General features: G+C 71.6%; 22 protein-coding genes and 1 pseudogene. 13 read left to right on the top strand and 10 right to left on the bottom strand.

The window, feature by feature from the left end; translation table 11 throughout:
• Positions 1-580: 580 nt before the first annotated feature.
• From ACI2LP_RS01380 to ACI2LP_RS01370, 3 genes are all read left to right on the top strand, one after another.
• Positions 581-1,771 (top strand): sulfite oxidase, encoded by a 1,191-nt coding sequence (locus ACI2LP_RS01380; RefSeq protein ID WP_404722476.1) that lies wholly within the window; start codon positions 581-583, stop codon positions 1,769-1,771.
• A gap of 123 nt (positions 1,772-1,894) precedes the next feature.
• The gene (locus ACI2LP_RS01375; protein ID WP_404722475.1) at positions 1,895-3,112 is read left to right on the top strand and encodes an aminotransferase class I/II-fold pyridoxal phosphate-dependent enzyme; all 1,218 of its coding nucleotides are present in this window, start codon (positions 1,895-1,897) and stop codon (positions 3,110-3,112) included.
• Between the two features lie 12 nt (positions 3,113-3,124).
• Positions 3,125-4,285: an MBL fold metallo-hydrolase gene (locus ACI2LP_RS01370; protein WP_404722474.1), complete on the top strand. Its 1,161-nt coding sequence runs from the start codon at positions 3,125-3,127 to the stop codon at positions 4,283-4,285.
• Here ACI2LP_RS01370 and ACI2LP_RS01365 read toward each other — a convergent pair.
• A complete protein-coding gene (locus ACI2LP_RS01365; RefSeq protein WP_404722473.1) occupies positions 4,265-4,945 on the bottom strand; it encodes a DedA family protein in 681 nt (226 codons plus the stop codon). The two genes, ACI2LP_RS01370 and ACI2LP_RS01365, sit on opposite strands and share 21 nt — an antisense overlap.
• Complete coding sequence (locus tag ACI2LP_RS01360; RefSeq protein WP_404722472.1) at positions 4,942-5,724, bottom strand: MBL fold metallo-hydrolase; 783 nt, start codon at positions 5,722-5,724, stop codon at positions 4,942-4,944. Before ACI2LP_RS01360 ends, ACI2LP_RS01365 begins: the two co-directional genes overlap by 4 nt.
• 114 nt (positions 5,725-5,838) lie before the next feature.
• Between ACI2LP_RS01360 and ACI2LP_RS01355 the strand changes: the two genes are divergently transcribed.
• From ACI2LP_RS01355 to ACI2LP_RS01325, 7 genes are all read left to right on the top strand, one after another.
• Complete coding sequence (locus tag ACI2LP_RS01355) at positions 5,839-6,243, top strand: hypothetical protein (RefSeq protein ID WP_404722471.1); 405 nt, start codon at positions 5,839-5,841, stop codon at positions 6,241-6,243.
• Positions 6,244-6,372: 129 nt separating this feature from the next.
• Complete coding sequence (locus tag ACI2LP_RS01350; RefSeq protein WP_404722470.1) at positions 6,373-8,454, top strand: phage holin family protein; 2,082 nt, start codon at positions 6,373-6,375, stop codon at positions 8,452-8,454.
• A gap of 70 nt (positions 8,455-8,524) precedes the next feature.
• Positions 8,525-9,577, top strand: a complete 1,053-nt coding sequence (locus ACI2LP_RS01345) for a zinc-dependent alcohol dehydrogenase family protein (RefSeq protein WP_404722469.1) — start codon at positions 8,525-8,527, stop codon at positions 9,575-9,577.
• A gap of 90 nt (positions 9,578-9,667) precedes the next feature.
• Positions 9,668-10,036, top strand: coding sequence for a hypothetical protein (locus ACI2LP_RS01340; RefSeq protein ID WP_404722468.1), 369 nt, complete (start codon positions 9,668-9,670; stop codon positions 10,034-10,036).
• A gap of 57 nt (positions 10,037-10,093) precedes the next feature.
• Positions 10,094-10,255 carry a hypothetical protein gene (locus tag ACI2LP_RS01335; protein WP_404722467.1) on the top strand — a complete coding sequence of 54 codons (162 nt, stop codon included), beginning with the start codon at positions 10,094-10,096 and terminating at the stop codon, positions 10,253-10,255.
• Between the two features lie 90 nt (positions 10,256-10,345).
• Positions 10,346-11,617, top strand: coding sequence for a VWA domain-containing protein (locus ACI2LP_RS01330; protein ID WP_404722466.1), 1,272 nt, complete (start codon positions 10,346-10,348; stop codon positions 11,615-11,617).
• Positions 11,617-12,426, top strand: a complete 810-nt coding sequence (locus ACI2LP_RS01325; RefSeq protein WP_404722465.1) for a hypothetical protein — start codon at positions 11,617-11,619, stop codon at positions 12,424-12,426. Before ACI2LP_RS01330 ends, ACI2LP_RS01325 begins: the two co-directional genes overlap by 1 nt.
• Before the next feature lie 46 nt (positions 12,427-12,472).
• Here ACI2LP_RS01325 and ACI2LP_RS01320 read toward each other — a convergent pair whose 3' ends face one another.
• The 3 genes and pseudogenes from ACI2LP_RS01320 to ACI2LP_RS01310 all read right to left on the bottom strand — a co-directional run.
• The gene (locus ACI2LP_RS01320) at positions 12,473-12,895 is read right to left on the bottom strand and encodes a hypothetical protein (protein WP_404722464.1); all 423 of its coding nucleotides are present in this window, start codon (positions 12,893-12,895) and stop codon (positions 12,473-12,475) included.
• A gap of 87 nt (positions 12,896-12,982) precedes the next feature.
• A complete protein-coding gene (locus tag ACI2LP_RS01315) occupies positions 12,983-14,407 on the bottom strand; it encodes a tannase/feruloyl esterase family alpha/beta hydrolase (RefSeq protein ID WP_404723032.1) in 1,425 nt (474 codons plus the stop codon).
• A 216-nt stretch (positions 14,408-14,623) separates the two neighbouring features.
• A pseudogene (locus tag ACI2LP_RS01310) lies at positions 14,624-15,190 on the bottom strand (PHB depolymerase family esterase); the annotation flags it as partial.
• A gap of 571 nt (positions 15,191-15,761) precedes the next feature.
• Between ACI2LP_RS01310 and ACI2LP_RS01305 the strand changes: the two are divergent.
• On the top strand, positions 15,762-16,163 hold the full coding sequence (locus ACI2LP_RS01305; protein WP_404722463.1) for a DUF4234 domain-containing protein: 402 nt from the start codon (positions 15,762-15,764) through the stop codon (positions 16,161-16,163).
• 169 nt (positions 16,164-16,332) lie between these two features.
• On the opposite strand, the gene ACI2LP_RS01300 is transcribed toward ACI2LP_RS01305, so the two are convergent.
• Entirely contained in the window at positions 16,333-16,863 is a 531-nt protein-coding gene (locus ACI2LP_RS01300; RefSeq protein WP_404722462.1) for a hypothetical protein, read from the bottom strand.
• 343 nt (positions 16,864-17,206) lie between these two features.
• Here ACI2LP_RS01300 and ACI2LP_RS01295 point away from each other — a divergent pair, with 343 nt between their 5' ends.
• Entirely contained in the window at positions 17,207-17,626 is a 420-nt protein-coding gene (locus tag ACI2LP_RS01295) for a hypothetical protein (protein WP_404722461.1), read from the top strand.
• Between the two features lie 152 nt (positions 17,627-17,778).
• On the opposite strand, the gene ACI2LP_RS01290 is transcribed toward ACI2LP_RS01295, so the two are convergent.
• From ACI2LP_RS01290 to ACI2LP_RS01275, 4 genes are all read right to left on the bottom strand, one after another.
• The gene (locus ACI2LP_RS01290) at positions 17,779-18,603 is read right to left on the bottom strand and encodes a helix-turn-helix domain-containing protein (RefSeq protein ID WP_404722460.1); all 825 of its coding nucleotides are present in this window, start codon (positions 18,601-18,603) and stop codon (positions 17,779-17,781) included.
• Positions 18,604-18,791: 188 nt separating this feature from the next.
• A complete protein-coding gene (locus tag ACI2LP_RS01285) occupies positions 18,792-19,853 on the bottom strand; it encodes a phosphatidylinositol-specific phospholipase C domain-containing protein (RefSeq protein WP_404722459.1) in 1,062 nt (353 codons plus the stop codon).
• Between the two features lie 102 nt (positions 19,854-19,955).
• On the bottom strand, positions 19,956-21,473 hold the full coding sequence (locus tag ACI2LP_RS01280; protein WP_404722458.1) for a PH domain-containing protein: 1,518 nt from the start codon (positions 21,471-21,473) through the stop codon (positions 19,956-19,958).
• Positions 21,470-21,988 (bottom strand): PH domain-containing protein, encoded by a 519-nt coding sequence (locus ACI2LP_RS01275; RefSeq protein ID WP_404722457.1) that lies wholly within the window; start codon positions 21,986-21,988, stop codon positions 21,470-21,472. The genes ACI2LP_RS01280 and ACI2LP_RS01275 overlap by 4 nt, the downstream gene beginning before the upstream one ends.
• A gap of 89 nt (positions 21,989-22,077) precedes the next feature.
• Here ACI2LP_RS01275 and ACI2LP_RS01270 point away from each other — a divergent pair, with 89 nt between their 5' ends.
• Complete coding sequence (locus tag ACI2LP_RS01270; RefSeq protein ID WP_404722456.1) at positions 22,078-22,689, top strand: TetR/AcrR family transcriptional regulator; 612 nt, start codon at positions 22,078-22,080, stop codon at positions 22,687-22,689.
• Positions 22,690-22,897 lie beyond the last annotated feature (208 nt).

Raw genomic sequence — 22,897 nt, 5'->3', positions numbered from 1 at the left:
GCGCCCCCACCCCCACCTATTGCGTTCGCGAGAGGGTAAGCAAGCAGGCCCACCCGGGGTACAGGATGAGCGAACGGCGGCACTGGTTCCGGTCGTGGGGAGGGCTTCTCACTCAGCCCAACAGTCACGAAAAGAACCGCTGCAGTACTAGTACCGCAGGGTGGAGAACGCCTCCTGGTAGTAGACGGCAAGCGGACCGGCACGCGGGGCGAGCCGCCTCCCGCTGCAGCAACGACGACCTTAGGCCTGTCTTCCGGACCTTGCCGGGCTCCCGTCGGACATGGAACGTGGGCACCCCGTGAAGAGCGCGCCCACGCAGGGAACGCATTCGGCCACGGTCGCGCCCGACTCGGCGTAGGGCGGTGCCCGGCCGGCCGGGGCGCGCCTAGGATCGCGCACATGGTCGTCGACATGGACAACTGCGCGCTTCAGGCTGCCGTTTGGCGCCGCGCGCCGTCGTGTCCGTGCCCTTGTCTCCGTCCCTGTTGACCGTGTCCTCGCCGACAAGGACGCCCGCACCCACAGCGACGAGACCGACGACCCGATTCCGCGCATCCGCCTTCTGTCGAGGAGACCTGCGTTGTCCCCTGCCCTGGACCGCCGTGACCTGCTGAAGCTGCTCGCCGCCGCACCGCTCGCGGCCCACCTCGCGGCCCCAACACCCGCCGCGGCCGCCCCCGCGCCTGCCGCGCCCGGCATCGTCAAGCCGCTGCCGCCCGAGCTGTTCACCATCCGCGGCACCAACGCCGAGACCAACTTCACCGCACTGCGCTCCACCGGGCTGCACACCCCCGCGGACCACTTCTTCGTCCGCAACCACACCTCCACCCCCGTACTCGCCGAGTCGGACTGGAAGCTGACCGTCTGGGGCAGCGGACTCAGCGGCCGCCGCCCGGTCGAGTTCGGCTACGGCCACCTCCGCTCGCTGCCCTCCGTCACCCGCACCGCGGTCGTCGAATGCGCCGGCAACGGCCGCAATTTCTACGCCACCCAGCAGGGCGAAACCGTCACCGGCACCCCGTGGACGCTCGGCGGGATCGGCGCCGCCCGCTGGCGCGGGGTGCGGCTGCGCGACGTACTGCGGCGCGCCGGGATCTCGTCGTCCGCCGTGGACGTGATGCCCCGGGGGCTGGACGACGAGTTCATCAGCAACGGCGTGAACCACGGCCGGGTGCGCCGCCCGCTGCCGGTCTGCAAGGCGCTCGACGATGTGATCCTCGCGTACGAGATGAACGGCGAGCCCCTCCCGTACGACCACGGCTACCCGGTCCGGGTCATCGTCCCGTCCTGGATCGGCCTCGCCTCCGTCAAGTGGCTCGGTGACATCGAGGTCAGCGAGACGCCGCTGTCCTCGCCCTGGACCACTGAGTTCTACCGGCTCTTCGGCGCCGCCTACCCGCCGGGCGGCAGCGCGCCGATCACCCGCCAGACCATCAAGAGCGCGCTGGAGCTGCCGCTCGGCGCGAGCCTCGCGGCGGGCGTCAGGCACCGGCTGACGGGCCGTGCCTGGTCGGCCAAGGCCCCGGTCAACCATGTCGAGATCTCCACCGACGGCGGAGCGCACTGGCACCGGGCGCGGCTGCGCGACACCCCGCGCCGGGACAGCTGGGTCCGCTGGACGGCGGACTGGCACCCGCGTCGCACCGGACCGGCCGAGCTGCTGGCCCGTACGACTGACTGCGCGGGCAACACCCAGCCGGAGCGCACGGTCCACAACACCCAGGGCTACCTCTTCGACGCGGTGGTCAGGCACCCGGTCACGGTGGTCTGACGCCCGGCCGCCCACCGCTCCCGCGCGGCGGGCTCCCGCAAACCTCCGTATAAAGGGCTCGTGGGCCCAAAGGGCTCGTCGGCCGGACAGTGGTCCGGGGGCGCGAGCAGCGGAGGTGACGGCATGCAGCGGACGGCTCCGGAAAGCCACGGTCCCATCCGTTACGGGCCGCCCGCCCCCGTGTCCGGACTGCCCGTGCTCCCCGAGCTCGCCGCAGTGCTCGCGGCCGCGTCGGAGGGGGCGGACAGCGAGCCGCCCGGCGGCGGCGCCGAGCTGCGCGAGGCGGCCTGCGGCTACTGGTGGCGGCGCGGGCTGCGCTCCCACCCCGAGGAACTGGTGGCGGCGTCCGGAGCGCAACCCCTGCTGTTCGCGCTGATCGGCGCGTACGGCGGGGATGTGCTGATGCCCCGCCCCTGCCCCGCCTGGTGGACGCCGCAGGCCCGGCTGCTCGGGCGGCCCGCCTACCATGTGCCGACCCCGGCCGAGTGCGGCGGCGTGCCCGATCCGTATGCGCTGCTCGAGACCGTACGCAGAGTGCGCGCCGAGGGTGGGATGCCCCGGCTGCTGCTGATCTCCGTCGCCGACGACCCCACCGCGACGGTCGCCCCGCCCGAGACCGTCCTCGAGGCATGCGAAGCCGCCGTGGGCGAGGGGCTGCACATCATCAGCGACGAGACCTGGCGGGACACCCTGCACAGGCCGCACGAGACCGTGCTGCTCAGTCCCGCCGAGATGTGCCCTGGCGATGTGACCGTCATCAGCGATCTGGCGGGCGCGCTCATGCCCGCCTCCTGGCCGGTCGCCGTCGCCCGGTTCCCGGCCACCGATGAGGGAGCCGCCCGGCGCGCCAGGACCCTCGACATCCTCACCGCGCTCGGCGCGGTGGTGGCCGGACCGGTCGCCGCTGCCGCCGCCCACGCGCTCGACGAGCCGGGACCGGTCATCGCCAGGATGGAGCAGGCGGCCGCGCTGCACGCGCGCGTGGCGGCCGCCGTGCACCGCGCGGTGCTCGTGTCCGGCGCGCTCGCCCGTCCGCCGCAGGCGGGCCGCCATATGTACGCGGACCTCGGGCCGCTGCGCGCCCGCCTCGCCGAGCGGGGTGTGACCGACTCCATGGAGCTCGAGGAGTATCTGACCGACCGGGTGGGGGCACCCGTGCCGGGCGGGCACCGGTTCGGCGACGAGCTGGGCGCGCTGCGGGTGCGGCTGGCCACCGGACCGTTGCTGGGAGCGACTCCCGAGCAGCAGCAGGAATCCCTCACCTCACCGGCACCTCTGGAATTGCCGCATGTGGCGGGGGCGTTGACCATTCTTGGAACGGCCTTCGACGAACTGCGTTGATCGGAGCCCCGGATGGCGGAACAGACGGAGCAGGCGGAGCACTCGGGACAGGCAGCCGACTCGGGACAGGCATCCGACTCGGAACAGACAGGGCACCCGGCACAGACGGGGCACCCGGAGCGGCCCGGGCACCCGGCACAGACAGGACAGGCAGGAACGGCTCCGGCGCACCTGGGAGCCGCGGGCACGACAGACGGCTTACGGCCCCGCTCGCGCACCCGCCCCCTCGGCGAGATCCGCCGGTGGCCGAGGTCCTTCGCCGACCGGCTGACCGCTCCGCTGCCCGGCGTACGGGCCATGGCCCGCCTCGCCAGGGAGGGCGCGGTGCGCCCCGGCGCCGACGGGCTGCGAGACATTCCGCTGCTGCCCTTCGCACCGGGACCGCTGCCCGTCGTGGACACCGCGACCGTGGCTGTCACCTGGGCCGGACACGCCAGTTGGGTGCTGGGCATCGGCGGGCTCACCGTCCTCACCGACCCCGTCTGGTCCCGCCGGATCTTCGGCACCCCTGTCCGGATCACCCCCGTCGGCGTGCGCTGGGAAGATCTGCCGGCCATCGACGCAGTCGTCATCAGCCACAACCACTTCGACCATCTGGACGCCCCCACCCTCAAGCGGCTGCCGCGGCACACGCCGGTCTTCGTCCCGGCGGGCCTCGCCCGCTGGTTCCGCCGCCGCCGTTTCACCCGGGTGACGGAACTCGACTGGTGGGAGGGCGCGGATCTGGGCGGCGTCCGCTTCGACTTCGTACCGGCCCATCACTGGTCCAAGCGGACCCTCACCGACACCTGTCGCTCGCTGTGGGGCGGCTGGGTGCTCACCGACCAGCACGACCAGTCCGTGTACTTCGCCGGCGACACCGGCTACGGCCACTGGTTCAAGGAGATCGGCCGCCGCCATCCCGACCTCGATCTGGCGCTGCTGCCGATCGGCGCGTACGACCCGCGCTGGTGGCTCAGCGATGTGCACACCGATCCGGAGGAGGCGGTGCGCGCCTTCGACGACCTCGGCGCGCGGAACATGGCACCGATGCACTGGGCGACGTTCGTGCTCTCCGCCGAGCCGGTCCTCGAACCCCTGACCCGGGTCAGGGCCGCCTGGGAGCGCGCCGGCCGGCCGCGCGAACAGCTGTGGGACCTGCCGGTCGGCGGCTCACGCCTGCTGACCGCTTGAGCCGGACGAGCCCGGCCGGGCGGCGCGCCGGACCCTCCGCCACACCGTCGGAGCCACGCTGATCACCACCGCCAGCGTCACCGCGACGACCACGCCCTTCCACGGCTCGTCGAACAGTGACCCACCCAGAATCCCGATCAGCTGATACGTCGCCGCCCAGGCCAGGCACGCCGGGACATCCCCGCGCACAAACGCGCGCAGCGGCATCCTGGCGAGCAGACAGGCCAGCATCACCGGAATCCGCCCGGCCGGCACCAGCCGAGAGAGCACCAGCACCGTCACCCCGTGCTCGTCCAGCTTGCGCTGCGCCTGCTCAAGGCGGTCCGGCGCCGAGCGCTCACGCAGCACCGCAAGCCAGCGCGAGCCGTTCTTGGAACCGACGCCGCGCTGCCCGAGCCAGTACAGCGTCACATCCCCGAGGAACGCGGCGAACGACGCCACCAGGAAGACGAACAGCAGCGCGACCGGAGACGTCTGATGGAAGGCCACCACCGCGGCCGAGCTCACCACCGCCCCCGTCGGCACCACCGGCACCAGCGAGCCCAGTGCCACCAGAAGAAACAGCGAGGGATAGCCGACAGCCTGCTGCGTCGACTCCGGCGGCAGCCGTCCCACGACCTCCGACAGACGGCCGAGCACCTGTGACGGCTTCGCGCTCACCGGGCCGCCTCCGGGCGGACGCGCTCGCCGTGCCCCAGCCGGTGCACCGCCACCTGCGGAGCCAGCCGCGCGGCCTTGCGTACGAACTCCTCGCCCGGGGCGTAGAACTCGTGCGGCCGGATTCCGTCCATCCCGATCGGCCAGTAGGTGCCGTAGTGCACCGGCACAGCCGCGCGCGGCGCGAGCGAGGCGAGTGCCTGCGCCGCACGGGCCGCGTCCAGATGCCCGTGCCCGAGATACGGCCCCCAGCCGCCGACCGGCAGCAGCGCCACATCGACCGGGCCGACCTCGTCGGCCATCGAGTCGAAAAGCCCGGTGTCCCCGGCGAAGTACGTCCGGGCCTCGCCGCTGATCACATAGCCGAGAGCGGGCGAGCGGTGCGGCCCGAGCGGCAGCCGCCGCCCGTCGTGCAGCGCGGGCACCGCCCGCACCACCAGATCCTCCACCTGCACTTCGTCGCCCGGGCCCACCTCGGTGATCCGCAGCCCCGTCCTGTCCGTGAGCCGCTTCAGCGCGGGCACCGAGCGGGCGGCGCCACGCGGCACGAGCAGCCGGGTGCCGGGTGCCAGCCGCGCCAGCGACGGCAGATGGAGATGGTCGGAGTGCAGATGGGAGACGAGGACCGCCTCGGCGCGGGCGGCCTCGGGCGGTGGCAGCTCACCGCGCCGCCTGCGCAGATGGGCGAGCCGGCGCACGAACAGCGGATCGGTCAGCACCCGCACCCCGGAGTCCTCGACCGTACAGGTGGCATGACCCCACCAGGTGACTTCCACCGGCACGCAGCGCCTCCTCGTTCCACCTACACCTACGAGCCTAGATCCCCCGACGCGGCAAGGGGCCGGGGCCGGTTGCGGAGTAGGGTCGGGGTGACGGCGAGTGCAGGGGGACGTTCCATGGACGGTTTACGCGTGGCGGCGATCGCCTGCCTGATCCCCCTCGAGGAACTCGACCGCGCCCCCTTTCTCGTGGACACCCGCAGCCAGCACGCGATGTGCGCCCGCTGGGCCGCCGACCGTGGCCATGTCGTCACGCGGGAACTGCTCTTCTGCGGACTGCGCGCCGACCACTGCGGGCTGTGGACCGATGTCGACGAGGGCCGGGTGGATCTGTTCGTCGCCCCCAATGAGCAGGTACTGGAACGGGCGTTGAGGTCCGTGCCGGACTTCCGCGCCGAGTGCGGGCGCAGGGGCGTACGGCTGGAGACCGCAGGCCTCCAGGAGCCCGTATACGACGCGGCGATGAAGGCCAATGTGCACCGCAGGCTCTCCATGCCGACGGCCGGGTACGACGGCTGCTGAGCGGCTCGCCCCGACGGCCGGGTGCAACGGCTGCTCAGCGGGTCGCCCGACGGCCCCGTCCGAGCCCCCCGCGGATCGTGCCCGGTCCTGTGCCAGGCTGGAGGCAGATCCAAGGTGAGGTGAGACGGCGTGGCCGAGGGGCGATGGCGCAGCGTCGGCAGCGCCCTGTTGCGCGTGATCGTGGTGTGGGCCGTGTCCACGCTGACAATGCTGGCGCTCGCCGGGCTGCTGCCCGACTTCCAGCTGCAGTCCGACGACGGCGACAGCATCACCAGGACCGCCATCACAGCCGCCTGGGGCGCCGGCGCCTTCGGTCTGCTGACCGCACTCGTCTGGCCGGTCGTCGTACGTGCCCTGCTGCTCGTACCCGCCCTGGTGCTCGGCCTGTTGGTCTTCTTCCTCAACGGCTCGCTGCTGCTGATCGCGCTCTGGCTGATCCCCGACGGACGCGGCGCGGCCGACCCGGAGACCGCGGTCGTCGTCGCCGCCGTGATGTCCGCCGTCGCCTCCACAACGTCCACCGCACTCGCCGTCCGCGACGACAACGCCTACCGGCGCAGGCTCTCCCGGCTCGCCGCCCGCCGCAGACGGCGACGCGGCGAGGACGAGGTCCGTGAGCAGTCCCCGGGCACGGTCTTCCTGCAGCTCGACGGGGTCGGGCACGAGGTGCTGCGGCGCGCGGCCGATGACGGTGTGATGCCCACCGTCGCCGGCTGGATCGGCACCACCCACCGGCTCACGCCCTGGCGCACGGACTGGTCCAGCCAGACCGGCGCCAGCCAGCTCGGCATTCTGCACGGCACCAACCACGACGTCCCGGCGTTCCGTTGGTACGAGAAGGACAGCGGCCGGGTCATGGTCAGCAACCGGCCCGCGAGCGCCGCCGAGCTCCAGCGCCGCGCCATCGAGCGCACCGGCGACGGCGGACTGCTCACCGTCGACGGCGCCAGCCGCGGCAATCTGTTCAGCGGCGGCGCGGACCAGCTCGCGCTCGTGCTGTCCATGGCCGCCAGGCGCGGTAAGGCCAACCGCTCCAGGGAGGGCTACTTCGCCTACTTCAGCGACCCCGCCAACGCCGTGCGCACCGCGGTGTCGTTCATCGCCGAAGTCGCCCGGGAGATCGGCCAGTCGACCCGGGCGCGGCTGCGCGGCGACCGGCCGCGGGTCGGGCGCGGCGGGCTCTACCCCTTCATCCGGGCGTTCGCGACCGTCGTCGAGCGGGACGTCGTGGTCGCCGCGGTGATCGGGGACATGCTCGCCGGACGCACCGCCGTCTACGCCGACCTCGTCGCGTACGACGAAGTGGCGCACCACTCGGGACCGCACAGCCGGGACGCCTCGCTGGTGCTCGAACGGCTCGACCGTTCCATCGCGCTGATCGCCAAGGCCGCCGAACACGCGCCCCGCGACTACCGGATCGTGCTGCTGTCCGACCACGGGCAGAGCCCGGGGATCACCTTTGAGCGTGCCTACGGCCTCACCCTCAAGGATCTTGTGCGGGCCGGCTGCGGGCTGCCCGTCCCACGCCGCGCTGATCGCTCCAAGAGCGGTGCCGAGGCACGCGACGCGGCGGGCGACGCGCTGCGCAGCGCGCTCCACCGGCCTTTCGCCGACGGAGCGGACGAGCATCCGGAGCGGGGCTCCGACCCGATCGTGCTCGCCTCGGGCAATCTCGCGCTGATCTCCTTCCCCGATACGGCGGGGCGTCTGAGCCGTGAGCAGATCGAGCGCCGCCACCCGGCGCTGCTGCGTACGCTCGCGGCCCACCCGGGCATCGGATTCCTGCTGGTGCGCAGCGAGCGGCACGGCTCACTGGTGCTCGGCCCCGGCGGCATTGAGGTGCCCGTCACGGCGCTGGACGACGACGGCCCGCTGGCGGTCTACGGCCCGGGTGCGGCCGAGGCCGTACGCCGCACCGACTCCTATCCGCATGTCGCCGACATCATGGTCAACTCGATGCACGACCCGGACGCGGGCACGGTGCACGCCTTCGAGGAACAGATCGGTTCGCACGGCGGCCTCGGCGGCGAACAGTCCCAGCCCTTTCTGCTGTCGCCGCTCGACCTGTCCGCGCCGGTCTCCGACGGCCAGGGCCTGATGGGCGCCGAGCGGGTGCACCGGGTGCTGCGGCGCTGGCTGCGGGAGTGCGAAGGACCGCAGGTGCCGCTCGGGCCGGACGGGCCGGGCGGCCCAGGTCAGGGGCTGCCGTAGAAGCCGCCCGTCCGGCTACGTTGAGTCGGCAGAGGCAGCGGAAGATCCGCCGGACCAGGGAGTGTGCCCCTTGCGTGCTGTGGTGTTCGAAGAGTTCGGGAAGCCGCTGGAGGTACGCGAGGTGCCCGACCCCGTGCCGTCCCGCGGCGGCGCGGTGATCAGGGTCGAGGCGACGGGTCTGTGCCGCAGCGACTGGCACGGCTGGATGGGCCACGACAGCGACGTCACCCTTCCGCACGTCCCCGGGCACGAGCTGGCCGGAGTGATCGAGTCGGTGGGCGACGACGTCGCCAACTGGCGGCCGGGCGAGAGGGTCACCGTGCCGTTCGTCTGCGCCTGCGGACGGTGCTCGGCCTGCGCGCGCGGTGCACAGCAGGTCTGTGAGCGTCAGGAGCAGCCCGGCTTCACGCACTGGGGATCCTTCGCCGAATACGTCCCCGTCCACCACGCCGACGTCAATCTGGTGGCCCTTCCCGAGTCGACGTCCTTCGCCACCGCCGCGAGCCTCGGCTGCCGGTTCGCGACCGCCTTCCGCGCCGTCGTGGCACAGGGCAGGGTGGCGCCGGGGGAGTGGGTCGCCGTGCACGGATGCGGGGGAGTGGGCCTGTCCGCGGTGATGATCGCCGCGGCGTGCGGGGCCAGGGTCGTCGCGGTCGACGTCTCGGCCGGCGCGCTGGAGCTGGCCAGGACGCTCGGGGCGGAGGTGTGCGTGGATGCCTCGGGACTGGAGGGAAGTGTCGCCGACGCGGTTCACGAGGCGACCGGCGGCGGCGCTCATCTCTCGCTCGACGCCCTCGGAGCGCCCGTGACCTGTGTGAACTCGGTGCAGAGCCTGCGCCGTCAGGGCCGCCATGTGCAGGTGGGCCTGCTGCCCCAGGGGGTCCATCTGCCGATGGACCGGGTCGTCCCGTTGGAGCTGGAGATCCTCGGCAGCCACGGCATGGCCGCTCACGCCTACCCCGAGATGATGGCGATGGTCGCTTCCGGCGCCCTCCGCCCCGACCTGCTGGTGACCACGCGGATCGGGCTCGACGAGGTGCCCGCGGCGCTCGTCGCTCTCGGCGCCGCGTCCGGGACGGGCGTCACCGTGATCACTCCGCACACGGCGGTGAATTCGGCGTAATGCGCGTACCCCGGTAGAGCGGATCTCGGCCGGAGCGCGGCAGAACCTGGCGTCTCCTGGGCAGTTAGGCATGTCCAGGAGGTCGCCCCCATGAAGCAGCCCCAGAGCGTCGAGGCAGCGACAGGCGCCGTCGCGCGCCGGGCCGCCGCGGTCGTCCTCCTGGTGCTTCTGGCGCTGCTCGGCACGTCCTTCGGCTCCGCCGCGGCGGCGGCCGGAGCCGGTGAGATCCGGACCCCCGCCTCCGCCCCGGCCGACCCGGCGAGTGCCGGCCAGCCGGAGGAGGCGGCCACCGAAGCCACGGGCCGGGCGTGCCCCGCGGCACGCCCCGTCGCACCGGCCACCCGGTCCGGGGTGCGTTCGGGTCCGGGCCGGCCCGCCCCGTACCGCCCCGGCCCGAGTCGGCAGGCACAACTGCCGCTGCCGATGCACGCTGTGCGCTGTGTGGTCCTGCGCTGCTGATGAGCCCGGCCATGTTCGAGCCCCATCAGCAGCCATCACACCGTGAGGTGCACAGCCATGCCCATCGACCCTTTCGCAGCACTCAACGCCATGCTCCGCGCAGAAGCAGCACGTTCCACGGAGCCGGAGGACCCGGCCCGCAGCGTCGAGACCGACCCCGATGCCGTCCCACCGGCAGTCGGCGACCGTCGTGGCGCGGCCGACGACGGGGCAGCCTGAGGCCCGCCCCCGGGCAGGGGTGACCGGCCCGCAACCCCCGTGCCGCCGACCCGTTTTGGATCGCCGGGCGATCATCACTACCATCCAGCGATGATCACAAGAAAACGGCTGGCGGCCGGGGTGTGCGGCCTGCTCGCCGCCCTGGCTGCCGGGCTCTTCCCGGCAGGCGCCGCCGCCGACGAACCGGTGGCCAAGGCATCCCCCAAGGTCGAGCTGGTGCTCGACGTCAGCGGCTCCATGCGGGCCCGCGACATCGACGGCCAGACCCGGATGGCGGCTGCGAAGCAGGCGTTCAACGAGGTACTGGACGCGGTACCGCAAGAAGTACAGCTCGGCATACGCACGCTCGGGGCCGACTACCCGGGCAAGGACAAGAAGCTCGGGTGCAAGGACACCAAGCAGCTCTACCCCGTCGGACCGCTCGACCGGACCGAGGCGAAGACCGCCGTCGCGACCCTCGCCCCCACCGGCTGGACGCCGATCGGACCCGCGCTGCTCGGCGCCGCCGACGACCTCGAAGGCGGCGACGCGACCCGGCGGATCGTGCTCATCACGGACGGCGAGGACACCTGCGCCCCGCTCGACCCGTGCGTCGTGGCACGCGACATCGCCGCCAAGGGGATTCACCTCGTCATCGACACCCTGGGCCTGGTCCCGGACGCCAAGACCCGTGACCAGCTCAGCTGCATCGCCGAGGCCACCGGCGGCACCTATACCTCGGTGCAGCACACCGACGAACTCTCCGACCGGGTGAGCCAGTTGGTGGACCGCGCCGCCGAACCGGTCGTCACTCCGGTGGCGACCGAGGGCGCGAAGGAGTGCGCGAAGGCCCCGCAGCTGAAGCCGGGCCTCTACAGCGACCGCGAGACGTTCGGCCGGCACCGCTGGTATCGCGTCGACGTCCTGCCCGGGCAGGAGCTGCGCGCTTCCGTCAGCGTCGCCGCCGACCGGGCCGTCAACAACGACTACGGGGTCCTGCTGCGGGCCGTGACCGTACACGGCCGGGAAATCGTCCGCGGTTCGGAGGCCGGCAACGGGCGCACCGATGTGATCTCCGCCGGGCTGCGCTATCCCAAGGCCCAGCTCGACGACGCCGACGAGGTCAAACCCGCCGCGGAGACCGTCTGTCTGCAGGTCAGCAACTCCTTCTCGGCGCCCCCGTCCGTGAAGACCGAGCCGGGACTGCCCGTCGAACTGACCGTCGACCTCGTGGACGCGCCCGACGGGGCCTCGGACGTCGCCTCCTTCGGCCTCGGCCGCGGCTGGTGGCTGCTGGCCGCCCTCGTGCTCACCGGTCTGGTCGCCGGACTGCTGTGGGGCTGGATATCGCGCTGGCGTATCGCCGTCTGGAGGACCAACTGATGCGTACCGCACGCGCGCTGACGACAGCTCTGCTGGCCGCCACCGCCCTGTTCTCCGCCGCGGGCGCCGCCACGGCGGACGACCCGTCGCCGACCCCGAGCAAGAACGCGGCCGGGCCGACCGAGGCGGGCACCGGCTTCCGTGACGCCACCGCGATCGAGCAGGGCCAGAAGGCGACAGCCACCGCATCCGCCGGCGACTACCTGTACTGGGTCTTTCCCGCCGACGCCGGGCAGCGGGCTACGGTCAAGGCCACGCTCACCCTGCCCGAGTCCGCCGACCGGCACGGCGGATCCACCTGGCAGCTCGATGTGTTCGACGGGCTGCGCCGACGCCAGTCCTGCATGTACGGCATGCAGACCAGGGGCGCGGCCAAGGACGCGGCAACGGTCGAACTGTCCTGCACGCTGCGTACGGTGCGTTCGTGGGCGGAGCCGTGGGACAACGACCCGCTGCCCGGCAGCTACTACGTACGCCTGACGGTCACCGACCTTCCCGAGGAGGACCTCGGTCTGCCGGTGCGCGCCGAGGTCGAGGCCACGTCGGCCGACTCGGGCGGCGCGTACGCGGGCGACGGATCGCTCGCCGCCCCGCTGGTGGCCGGTGCCACGACGAAGGACGAGGAGGGAAGCGCGCCGAAGCAGGCGGCTGCCCTCAGTGAGCCGGACGGCGGCTGGGCGTCCGGCTGGTGGTCCGACCGCTGGATCTGGACCGTGGCCGGGGGACTGCTGGGGGCGCTCGCGGCCATCGCGGGCTACTCGATCACTCGCGGCTCCGGCCGCCCCGGGCGCGTACCGCCGGCTGCCTGAAGCAGGCCGGTGGCCACGGCGGCATTCGCCGTGGCCACCGGCCCGTTCAGGTGATGCTGCCGAGGGAACTCCTGCGGCTCCTGGTACGCGCGGACGACGGACAGCCGACTTGCCGGCCCTTCGTCGAGGGGCCGTGCGCCCACACGGACCATGCCGAGGCCGGCCCGGGATGGAAGACGAACCGAGGATCGCGGCCGGGTTGCAGTCGAAGGTCATCGGCGGAACCGATGAGGTGGAACGCCAGCCTCCGGCCGCACGGGAACACCTCCCGTACCTCGTCGAGAGTCAGCTCCCAGTCGTCGGTGAGTGTGCTGACATCCACGAAGAACACGGTGAACCCGTCGGCCTCGCGCAGCAGCAACGCCTGCGCGAGCGCCGGAGCGGTGGTCCTGGAGAGCCTGCCGCTCACGGCGATCCACACCTGCGGCCCGTCCACCGCAAGTACCCGTACCCGTACGGTCGCTCGCACCTGTGCCCCCACCAGCCGGTCCGGCACACCGCCGTCCGGCGCGCCGCCACACGGCTGTTATTCGGTGCCCGTACCGCAGGGGATTGCTCAGGACCGGGTTTTTGTGCCGCCGATCGGACAGTCGGTGAGCAGGGCGCCGGGACCGGCCTCGGACGGGCGGGCCAGGGTGTGACTGGGCGGCGGCTCGCTGCCCCGCCCGATCCATGCCTCCAGCGCCGTGAACGCGGAGCGGTGGCAGGGCGTCAACGGCCGCAGCCGGTCCGGGAAGGCGTCGTACAGCGAGTCGACGTGGGTGCCGCCGTCGACGCGGTAGTAACGGAACAGCCCGCCGCGGCCCGCGTCGCGCACCATGCGGGCGTACACATCGGAGTCGCGCGCGATGGGCAGCAGCACATCGAGGGTGCCGTGCAGGGTGATCAGCGGCTTGCCGATCCGGCCGGTCAGCCCGATCGACGCGACGGCACGGTGCACCTGCCGCGGCCGGGAGGCGTAGTCGTAGTCCGCGTCGCAGGCGGGTGTGCCCGGTGCGCAGTACGGGGTCCCTGCCTCGGTCGGCCCGTCGTAGGCCGGGTCCAGCTCCTCCCGGTAGATCCGCTGCGTCAGATCCCAGTAGTACTGATGGTGGAAGGGCCACAGGAACTCCGACCCCGCCGGATAGCCGGCTGCGAGCATCGCCCGGTGCGCCTCGTCCGCGCCGGGTCCGCCGGTGGCGTAGACCGGATAGTGGCGCAGCGCGGGCGGCAGGAAGGTGAGCAGATTCGGCCCGCTCGCGCGCCAGAGTGTGCCTTCCCAGTCGACGCCGCCGTCATAGAGCTCGGGGTGGTTCTCCAGCTGCCAGCGCACCAGATAGCCGCCGTTGGACATGCCGGTGGCGAGGGTGCGGGACGGCGGGCGGTGGTAGCGCTGGGCGACGACCGTACGGGCGGCCCTGGTCAACTCGGTCACCCGGTCGTTCCATTCGGCGATCGCCTCGCCGGGCGCGGCCCCGTCGCGGTAGAAGCCCGCGCCGGTGTTCCCCTTGTCGGTGGCGGCGAACGCATAGCCGCGGGAGAGGACCCAGTCACCGATGGCCCGGTCGTTGGCGTACTGCTCGCGCACGCCGGGGGAGCCCGTGACGACGAGCCCGCCGTTCCAGTGGTCGGGCAGCCTGACGACGAACTGCGCGTCGTGCTTCCACCCGTGGTTGGTGTTGGTGGTGGACGTGTCGGGGAAGTAGCCGTCGATCTGGATGCCGGGCACGCCAGTGGGCGTGGCAAGGCCGGCCGGGGTGAGCCCGGCCCAGTCGGCCTGATCGGTGTGGCCGGAGGCGAGCGTCCCGGCCGTCGTCAACTCGCCGAGGCAGGAGACGACTTGACGCTCGGCGCCGGGCACGCGCAGTCGTTCGGTCCGGTGGCAGTGCCCGGTCCGGGCGGCGGCTGCGGCAACCTTGGACCCGGTGACGGAGGAGGCCGTCGCCGTCCCGTCAAGGCCGAAGAAGCCGGTGATCCAGTAGCTGGAGCAGATCGAGGCGATGAAGTTCGCGGTGCCGGTCTGTCCGCACTGCTCGGACCCGCTGCCGGGGTCCACCGGCGTGCCATGTCCGATCGCGGGCACCCGGTCGACCTCGACGACGACCCTGCCGTCCGCCGCCAGATACTGCTCCCTGCGCGTCTGGTCGGGGCCGATCGTGGACGTACGGTCCGGACTCTGGTCCACCCCGTGCACAGCGGTCCACTGGTCCCGCAGCTCGTCGGCGTTCCTCGGGACGACCTTCGCATCCTTGTCGCCGTGCCAGATCGCGACCCGCGGCCAGGGCCCCGAGTACCCCGGATAGGCGTCGCGCACCCGCTGCGCCCACACCGCGGGCGTCCGGTCCACCCCGGGGTCCATACAGACGAAGGGCCCGGTGTCCTTGGTGCAGTCGTACGGCAGCCCGGCGATCACGGCACCAGCCTCGAACACGTCCGGGTAGGCCGCGAGCATCACCGAGGTCATCCCTCCGCCGGCCGAGAGCCCCGTGACGTACGTACGCGCCGCGTCGGCACCGTACGCGCCCTCCGCATGAGCGACCATCTGCCGGATCGACGCGGCCTCGCCCTGGCCGCGTCGGTTGTCGATCGGCTGGAACCAGTTGAAGCACGTGCTGAAGTTGTTCGCGGACGTCGTCTCGGCGAAGACCAGCAGGAAGCCGTGCCGGTCGGCGAAGGTGGTCAGCCCGGAGTTGTCGGCGTAGACCTGGGCGCTCTGTGTGCAGCCGTGCAGTGCGACGACGACCGCGGGATGCGCGGGCAGGCTCGCCGGCCGGTACACATACATGTTCAGAGCGCCGGGATTGGCACCGAAGTTGCTCACTCGCTCCAGTGGCACGGCGGCCGCGTGCGGCGCGGGCGTGTCCACTGCGGCTGCGTGCGCCGCGGGCGGCGGGGCGAGCCACAAGGTGGCAAGGAGCAGGGCGAGTAGGGAACCGAGGATCCTGACCGGACAGGGCAGGTGTGGGGGCAACGGCATCAAGGACCTCCCGCAGGTGAACCGAGGTGCCGGTCACGCTAGAAACCACCCCGCGCCCCCGAAATGGTGACGCCACCCATAGCGCCGCCCGCCGACGACGGCGCACACCCCCTTGCCCGAGCGCCGTCCGCCTGCTACGAGCGGCCCTGGGTGCCGCCCGCGCCGGGGCTGGCGTGCGCATTCCGATGGGTAGTGGTGCACTGGACATGTAGGAATCAGACCTCATGTAACGAATATTTCTCGCTCGCAGGAGCGGTTCCGCAAGCCTCGCGTGTCGATGAAGAGTGATCGCTGCGACGGCGCGGACAGTAATTGCCGTGTCGGGGTCCTCGGCGCGTTCCATGCGAGTAACCGAATCCACCGGATTGGAAGGTGCTTCATGTCTGGTCACGCCGGCAAGATTCGTAACATCTTCCTCGTCGGGCTGATCTGGCCGCTGATCACGCTGGGCATCTACCACCTCGTCTGGTACTACAAGGTGAACCGCGAGGCCCAGGATTTCGATCAGCGAATCGAAGTCAACCCAGTACTGGCCGTGCTGGCAATAACCGTTGGCTGGGTGGTGATCGTGCCCCCCTTCGTTTCGGTCTACAACACTGGTCAGCGCATTGCCCGAATGCAGAAGTCGGCGGGGATGCAGCCCACCTGCAACCCCTGGATCGGAATCGTCCTCTTGATTGTTGCTGTTTTGTACCCGCTGTACTACCAGCATGAGCTGAACCAAATCTGGACCCATTACCGGAACCCGGTCGAGGGTGAGCAGGTACCTCTCGCGGTCTGACGGGTAATTGGGAACGGCTCCGGAAAGCGATTCGGGGTTTTGTGTCTCTCTGGTCAGAACTGAAGTGTTCTTGCTGACCTTGACGCTCCTTGTCTCTGCCGGTGTCTGCCGGCCGGCGTGCAGCAGGTGTGGTCGCCTCGCCCCGCGTCCCTGCGAAGGCGCCGTGTCGTTAACTGTTCTCGCAGGCCCCGGCTTTGAACTCCGCTACGGGGACGGTGATTGCGGATTCGTCGCCGTTGCCCGCGACGTCGTCGTAGCGGACCGTTCCGGGGGTGAGTCGGTCCCGGTCGGTCAGAGTGAAGGAGACGCCACTCGATGACCACGAGTTGTCCTTGGTCCAGCCGTAGAGGGCATAGGTGGTCTTGGCGGTGAGCGGTTTGAGAGAGCTGGTCGCGGTCCAGCCGGCGGAAGGAGAATCGAGGGTCCAGGTGGCGAGACCGGCCGTGAGGGGACGGTCGGAGGCCCATGAACCGACCGTCACCTCATTGTCGACGTCGGTGCTGTCCACGTAGAGGGTCGCGCCGTCGATCTGATGCCCGCAGACCATCATGACGCCGAGCAGATGGCCGTCGGCGGTCACGGAGATGCCGGCGACGGCATCGACGGGAGCCGTGCACCCTGAGGTTGCGGCCAGGGCCACGCCGACCGCGAGAGCGCCGACGAAGCGCCGGAAAACCGGCCGTGAAACGGTTGACTGCACAGAGCCCCCCTTGCCCGGGGGATTGCTATGGGTACCCCCTGTACGCCGGATGGTAGGGACGACCCGCGTCGAGCCGTAGCGCCGCCACCCACCTGTTGCGCCCTCGTTGTGGCCTTGTAGCCGGTTGGCTGCGTCAGCCCAAGGGGCCTGGGAGTGGTCCCGGGCCGCGGGGTCCGGGACCACTCCCACCCAGTCGTCCGGCCTGCTCCGCCATTACGTCGCAGGTAATCGACCGCCCCCGCGCCACCCGGCAGTCTTGCGCTACCGGAACTCGGGCGGCGCACTCCGTCCGAGCTCCGGGTCCCCGACCAGCCCGTACGACCTCGATGGAGGCTGATCCGTCATGTCCGCAACGCTGCTCACCGGCATCTCCCGCAGCACCGAGCCGCAGACGATGCTGCGCCGATTCCTCGCGCTCGACGCCGTCGTCACCGGCGCCAACGGACTGGCGTACATCGCAGCTTCCGGCCCTCTCGGGCGGCTGCTCGGAGTCGATGACACGATCCTCCTCGAACTGGGCCTATTTCTCGCCGTGTTCGCGGCCGGAGTCGGCTACCTCGCCTCGCGCCGCCGGCCACCGCTCTTCCCCGTGAAGCTCGTCATCGACGCCAATCTGCTCTGGGCCGCCCTCAGCATCGCCTCCCTCGCGCTCTGGTTCGAGCCGAAGACCGCCGGCGCCGTCTGGATTCCCCTGCAGGCACTGACCGTCGCCGGATTCGCGGTCCTGCAGTGGTCCGCGCTGCGGGCGACGGTCAGGACGTGAGAGCCTCACGGTACCGAGGGGCCCAACCCCAGGTCGACAGTGCTCTGCCTCGCGGCGCGGAGTCGGCGGATGTCGACCGCTTGCGGGCCGTCCTCGACCGGAACGTCACCCGGGTCTGACCAGCCGCCCTCGGTGCGGCGGACCGGAGACGGTCAGGCTCGACCCTCAGCGGCTGCCAACCCCTGGCAGTACTTGACCGTCGCCGGGTCCGCCGGAAGGAACGACTCGATGGCCAGCTCGGCGACGGTCACATCCATCGGGGTGTTGAAGGTCGAGATCGACGACACGAACGACAGCACATGGCCGTCGTGCTCGATCTGCAGCGGAAGCGCGAAGTAGGGGTACGCAGTCGGGTCCCCCCGGTCCGCCGGGACGCCGCCCGTCTCCGGCAGGGGATACGCGGCGACCTCGTCGTACAGCTCCCGCAGCGGCTTTGAGCGGGCGAGCGCGATCTGGCGCTCCATCTGGGCCAGCAGATGTCCGCGCCACTCCCGCAGATTGCGGATCCGTCCGGCCAGCCCCTCCGGGTGGAGCGTGATCCGCATGGCGTTCAACGGCGGCGTGAGCAGGTGCTCCGGCAGGCCCTCCAGCAGCATCGCGATGCCCTGGTTCGCCGCGACCACCGTGTACACGCCGTCGACGACAATGGCCGGATACGGCTCGTACCCCTGGAGCAACCGCTCCATCCCCTCGCGCAGCGGCCCCATCGCGGGGTCGTCGAGCGAGGTCTCGGCATACCGAGGCGCATAACCGGCTGCCAGCAGCAGGGCGTTGCGCTCCCGTACGGGAACCTCCAGGTGCTCCGCCAGGCGCAGGATCATCTCTTCGCTCGGGCGGGAGCGTCCCGTCTCGATGAAGCTGATGTGACGGGCCGAGGAGTCCGCGCGAAGGGCCAGTTCCAGCTGGCTGACCCCGCGCCGCTCGCGCCAGCCGCGCAACAGTGGTCCTACTCCCGTGCCGGACACGACAGTTGTCATACCCTCGACCGTAATACGGCGTGGCGGCGCCGTGGCGGCAAAGAAGTGCCCCGGCTGGACGGGGGTTCCGGCCGGGGCGGCATGTGGGGCGCGCCCGTGGCGCTCACCACATGTGGGTGAAAGGTAAACCATTGGAGTGCGTTCTGTGTAGCCCCTGTGACTCCTGTGGCGTGAGTTATGCGTTCTCGCTACTGACCGGCGCCCCGCGTCACCACCGTCGCCAGCACGGCAGGCAGCGGATACCAGTCGGCCGAGACCACGCTCGCACTGCGGCCCGCCAACAGCGCGACCCGGTCCCGGGCCTGAGTCTCCGTCGGGTTCGTACCGTCGATCGCGGGCGCGACACCCTGCGCGTCGGTCATGACGACGAGGTAGTGGTTCCGGTCGTACCAGGACGGGTCGATGGAGCCACCCGCGTAGGCGGAGGCATCACCGTCGAAGAGGACGAACCAGGGGCGGATGCCGGCGTCGGCGTACCGGGTGCGGGGGTCGCCCGCCGTCGCACCGTGGACCGCGGGGAACGCGCCCGCCTCGCGCAGCCGGCCCGCCGCCGCGAGATCACGCAGATACGTGGCGTACTCCCGGTCGGTCCACAGCGTGTCGAACGGGTTGCCCTCCTCGACCGTGCCCGGGATGAGCTCGATCACGAACTTGCCCGCGAGCGCCGAACGCGCGGGCCAGCCGTTCGTCCGCGCGGCCGTGTCGAGGTTCGGTTGCCCGCCCGCCAGGTCCGCCGGGCGGTACAGCGCGTCGCCGAGCTTGGCCGAGAGCAGGGCGTCCAGCGCGGCGGGACCGCGTCCGTTCTTGCCCTGGAAGCCGTCCTTCATCTCGACCTTGATGAGGATGGGCCGGTGGCCGGGGTGGGCGTCGTGCCAGGCTCTCATGTCCGCCAGGCAGCCGCCGAGATCCTGGTTGCGGGACTTGGTCCGGAGCTCGGCGGGGTTCGCAGCGTTCTCGCAGTTGTTGTCGTTGCCGACGGGATTGCTGTGCGACACCCGCCACGACCGGCCGAACACATTGGTCCAGACGTCGAGTTCGAGCATCCCAGCGCCGGAGTCGAGTGCGTCGGCGAAGTAGCTGTACTTCCCCTTCTCGTAGGCGTTGTGGACGCCCACCCAGGTGGCCGAGGAGTAGGGCAGCTGCCCGGGGTCCGCCGAACCGGGCGCGGCGGCGTGTGCCGGAGCGAGTGCGGCGGCGAGCAGCCCGGCCGTGACTGTGGTGGTCGCGGCAGCACGCGAGAACTTCCCCATGGGTCCCCTGTCTTTACGTCGTGTCTATCAAGTCGACGGAAGGTTAGGGGAGTTGTGTGAACCGTGGGGAGACTGTACCCGGCCGTTACAGATGCTTCGCCGTTATGGATGCTTCGGGCGTGAGCCGTGATCGAGGAACTCGTCCAGGATTCCGGGAGCCGCCACGGCGGCGAATGCGGGCGCCCGGTCCGCCGCGAAGTCCCGTATGTGGTAGCCGTGTTCGCCCGCTGCCACCGCCGCCGTGATCGTCACGAGCCCGGCCCGCCGGGCGAAGGGCGAGCTGGAGAAGGTCCAGGCGGCGATCGCGTCTCGCTCCAGGGCGAGGGTGTCGCGGCTGAACGTACCGGCGCGGACGAGTAGATGCGGGCCATGCAGCGCGTGGCCGAGACTGCGGTACGCGTCCCGGGCCAGCAGCCACACCACAGGCGTCGCCACCAGCGCGAAGATCCACGCGCAGTGCAGCAGTACGGATGTCAGCAGCGCGCCGGGAATCAGCAGCGCGGCCGTCACCGGGAGGACGAAGAGAAGCATCCCGCGCATCACCCGGCGCCGCAGGGCGACGCGGGGATGTCGCTCCAACTCGACTGATTCGAGTGGGAGTCGGGGCGTACGCAGCGCACCCGCGGCGACGCGCACCGCCTCGTCGCGCGGCGCGGGCGGGAGCAGGACGCTGCGCGCGCGGGCCTCCTCCCGGTTGCCGAGCCCGCCGGCGACCGCGGCTGCGCTCGCCCCGCCTCCTGCGCGGAGCAGCAGCGGCTCACGGAGCAGGACTCCGCGCAGCCGGGCGCGTTCGATGCTGACCGAGCGCGTGGTCAGCAGCCCGCGGCGGACGGTCAGCGTGCGCGCGTCGGTCCATGCGGCCGAGAAACCCCACCAGTTCTCGACGTACGTCGCGAGGGCGCCGATGGAGCCGAGGGCGATCACGGCGAGGAGGGCCGCGGGGACCGTCAGCCACAGCACGCTGTTGCCGAACTCCCGGAACGCGTTCTGGACGAAGCCCACCCGCCACAGCTCCACGCCGACGCCGTCGAGGATCCGGTAGACGGTGCCGGCGACGACGCCCACGCCACCGATCACCCAGAAGGTGAGCGGGGCATAGCGCAGCCAGCGCCAGTCGATCCGGCTGAGCACCGGGTCGTCGGCGAGCGCGCGGCTGTCGGCCCGCGCGAGCAGCGCGCCGCGCAGCCGGTGGGCGTCGCGGACCGGCACCGCGTTCAGGGCGATCTCGCCCCGGCCGTCGCCGGTTGTGGTGGTGCCCGCCCTGACGACCGTGAGGCCGAGCAACCGGTGCAGTGGCGTGGCGGTCAGATCGACGCTGCGGACGCGGTGCAGCGGGAGGGTGCGCAGCCGCGTGGTCAGCACTCCGCTGCGGATGGCCAAGGAGTCGGCGGTGACCCGGTAGTGCGTACGGGACCAGCGGATCAGGCCGACGGTGGTGACGAGGGCGAACGAGAGCGCGAGAGCGGCGAGGGTGATCCAGCCACGTGCGGGTATCCGCCCGCCGGTGGCCAGGGCGGTCAGAGCGAGCGAGCCGAGGGGCGGGGTCAGCCAGCCGCAGTGCACGAGCAACGTGCGCGGATCGGGCCGGTGCCAGAGCGTGGACGCCGGTGCGTTGTTCACGCGGCATCCCCCGGCACTGCCTGGGCTGCCTCGCCGATACGCCGCGACAGCTCCTCGGCATCCGCGTCGGACAGCCCGGCGATCTTGATGTCGCCCGCGGTGGACGCGGTGGTGACGGTGAGCGTCGCAAGCCCGTACCACCGCTGTACGGGACCGCGCATCGTGTCCACCGTCTGCACCCGTGACAGCGGCGCGATCCTGCGCTTGTGCCGGAGCCAGCCGCCCGCCGCGTAGACGGAGTGGGTGCCGAGCTCCCAGGCGTGCACGGCGTAGCGGCGGCGTGGCATGAGGATCAGATAGCCGAGCGCCGGCAGTACGAGAGTGACGAGGAGAAGGGGACCGAGCCAGGGGAGCGCTCCGGCGAAGAACAGCGCGGAGAGCGGGGCGAGGGTGAACGCCGTGAGGAGCATCGGTCCGCTCACGACTATGAGTGCCTGGAGGGTCCACCAGCGCCGGGCTCGAGGGTCGACCCGGTGCCGGGGCGGCCGCAGGGTGGGGGCGGCACGGAGGGACATGTCGGCGGTCACCGCTTTCCAAGTCAACTGTATTGGATGGCGATACGTTACAACGGTACAAGTGACTTGTAAAAGAAAGGCGGTTGCCCGTGCCGAAGAAGGTCGACCACGAGGCCAGACGCCTGGAGATCTCCGAGGCGCTCTGGAGGATCGCGAGCACGCGGGGGCTTGACGGGGTGAGCCTGCGGGACGTGGCCGCGGAGGCGGACATCTCGCTGGGCAGGCTGCAGCACTACTTCCGTACGAAGGACGAGATGCTGCTCTTCGCCCTGCGGCACATCAACGTCCTGGCGGACCGGCGGATCCGGGAGCGCGTGTCGGCAGTGGCCGCGGACCTGGGCGGCGAGCCGCCACCGCGGAGGGTGCTGCGCGAATGCCTGGCGGGCATGCTGCCGCTGGACGAGAAGAGCCGGGTGGGGGCACTGGTGGGCGCGGCGTATTTCGCACGCGCGGTCCACGACGACCGGCTGAGCGCGGAGGCGCAGGAGGGCATCCCGAAGCTGGCGGAGTTCTTCGCGGGGCTGTTGAGGGAGGCGATGGAGCGGGGGGAGGTGGTGGCGGGCCGGGATGCGGATGACGAGGCGATGCGGCTGATCAGCCTGGTGGACGGGCTGACGGCGTACACGCTGCTGGGGGTGCAGGGGGCGGAGCGGGCGCTGGGACTGCTGGACGGGTATCTGGAGGGGCTGTTCGTGGGGTGAGTGGGGTTCGGCGTCGGGCGTGCCGCGGCCGCCGCGCGAGCGGACGCCTGCGCAACGGACCCCGGAACGGCGCAGCGCACCGGGGCTGTGGTGGCTCGTCCGGGTTTCTTCCGGGCGGCGGGCGCCGCGAAGCCGGCGCTTCGGGGTGCCGGGACCGGCGCCGCGCCCTCGAGGGGCGCATGGCAACGACCAAAGGTCCTTGCAACGC

The organism is Streptomyces sp. NPDC019890 (assembly GCF_044903445.1).
GTDB lineage: Bacteria > Actinomycetota > Actinomycetes > Streptomycetales > Streptomycetaceae > Streptomyces.
Note: the sequence above shows the minus strand (reverse complement) of the source record. Positions and strands in the feature narration are given on the sequence as shown.

Excerpts from the sequence above, each read along its gene's own strand:
- ACI2LP_RS01375 (WP_404722475.1), top strand. The coding sequence starts at position 1,895 with ATGCAGCGGACGGCTCCGGAAAGCCACGGTCCCATCCGTTACGGGCCG.
- ACI2LP_RS01370 (WP_404722474.1), top strand. The coding sequence starts at position 3,125 with ATGGCGGAACAGACGGAGCAGGCGGAGCACTCGGGACAGGCAGCCGAC.
- ACI2LP_RS01355 (WP_404722471.1), top strand. The coding sequence starts at position 5,839 with ATGGACGGTTTACGCGTGGCGGCGATCGCCTGCCTGATCCCCCTCGAG.
- ACI2LP_RS01340 (WP_404722468.1), top strand. The coding sequence starts at position 9,668 with ATGAAGCAGCCCCAGAGCGTCGAGGCAGCGACAGGCGCCGTCGCGCGC.
- ACI2LP_RS01335 (WP_404722467.1), top strand. The coding sequence starts at position 10,094 with ATGCCCATCGACCCTTTCGCAGCACTCAACGCCATGCTCCGCGCAGAA.
- ACI2LP_RS01330 (WP_404722466.1), top strand. The coding sequence starts at position 10,346 with ATGATCACAAGAAAACGGCTGGCGGCCGGGGTGTGCGGCCTGCTCGCC.
- ACI2LP_RS01325 (WP_404722465.1), top strand. The coding sequence starts at position 11,617 with ATGCGTACCGCACGCGCGCTGACGACAGCTCTGCTGGCCGCCACCGCC.
- ACI2LP_RS01305 (WP_404722463.1), top strand. The coding sequence starts at position 15,762 with ATGTCTGGTCACGCCGGCAAGATTCGTAACATCTTCCTCGTCGGGCTG.
- ACI2LP_RS01295 (WP_404722461.1), top strand. The coding sequence starts at position 17,207 with ATGTCCGCAACGCTGCTCACCGGCATCTCCCGCAGCACCGAGCCGCAG.
- ACI2LP_RS01290 (WP_404722460.1), bottom strand. The coding sequence starts at position 18,603 with ATGACAACTGTCGTGTCCGGCACGGGAGTAGGACCACTGTTGCGCGGC.
- ACI2LP_RS01285 (WP_404722459.1), bottom strand. The coding sequence starts at position 19,853 with ATGGGGAAGTTCTCGCGTGCTGCCGCGACCACCACAGTCACGGCCGGG.
- ACI2LP_RS01275 (WP_404722457.1), bottom strand. The coding sequence starts at position 21,988 with ATGTCCCTCCGTGCCGCCCCCACCCTGCGGCCGCCCCGGCACCGGGTC.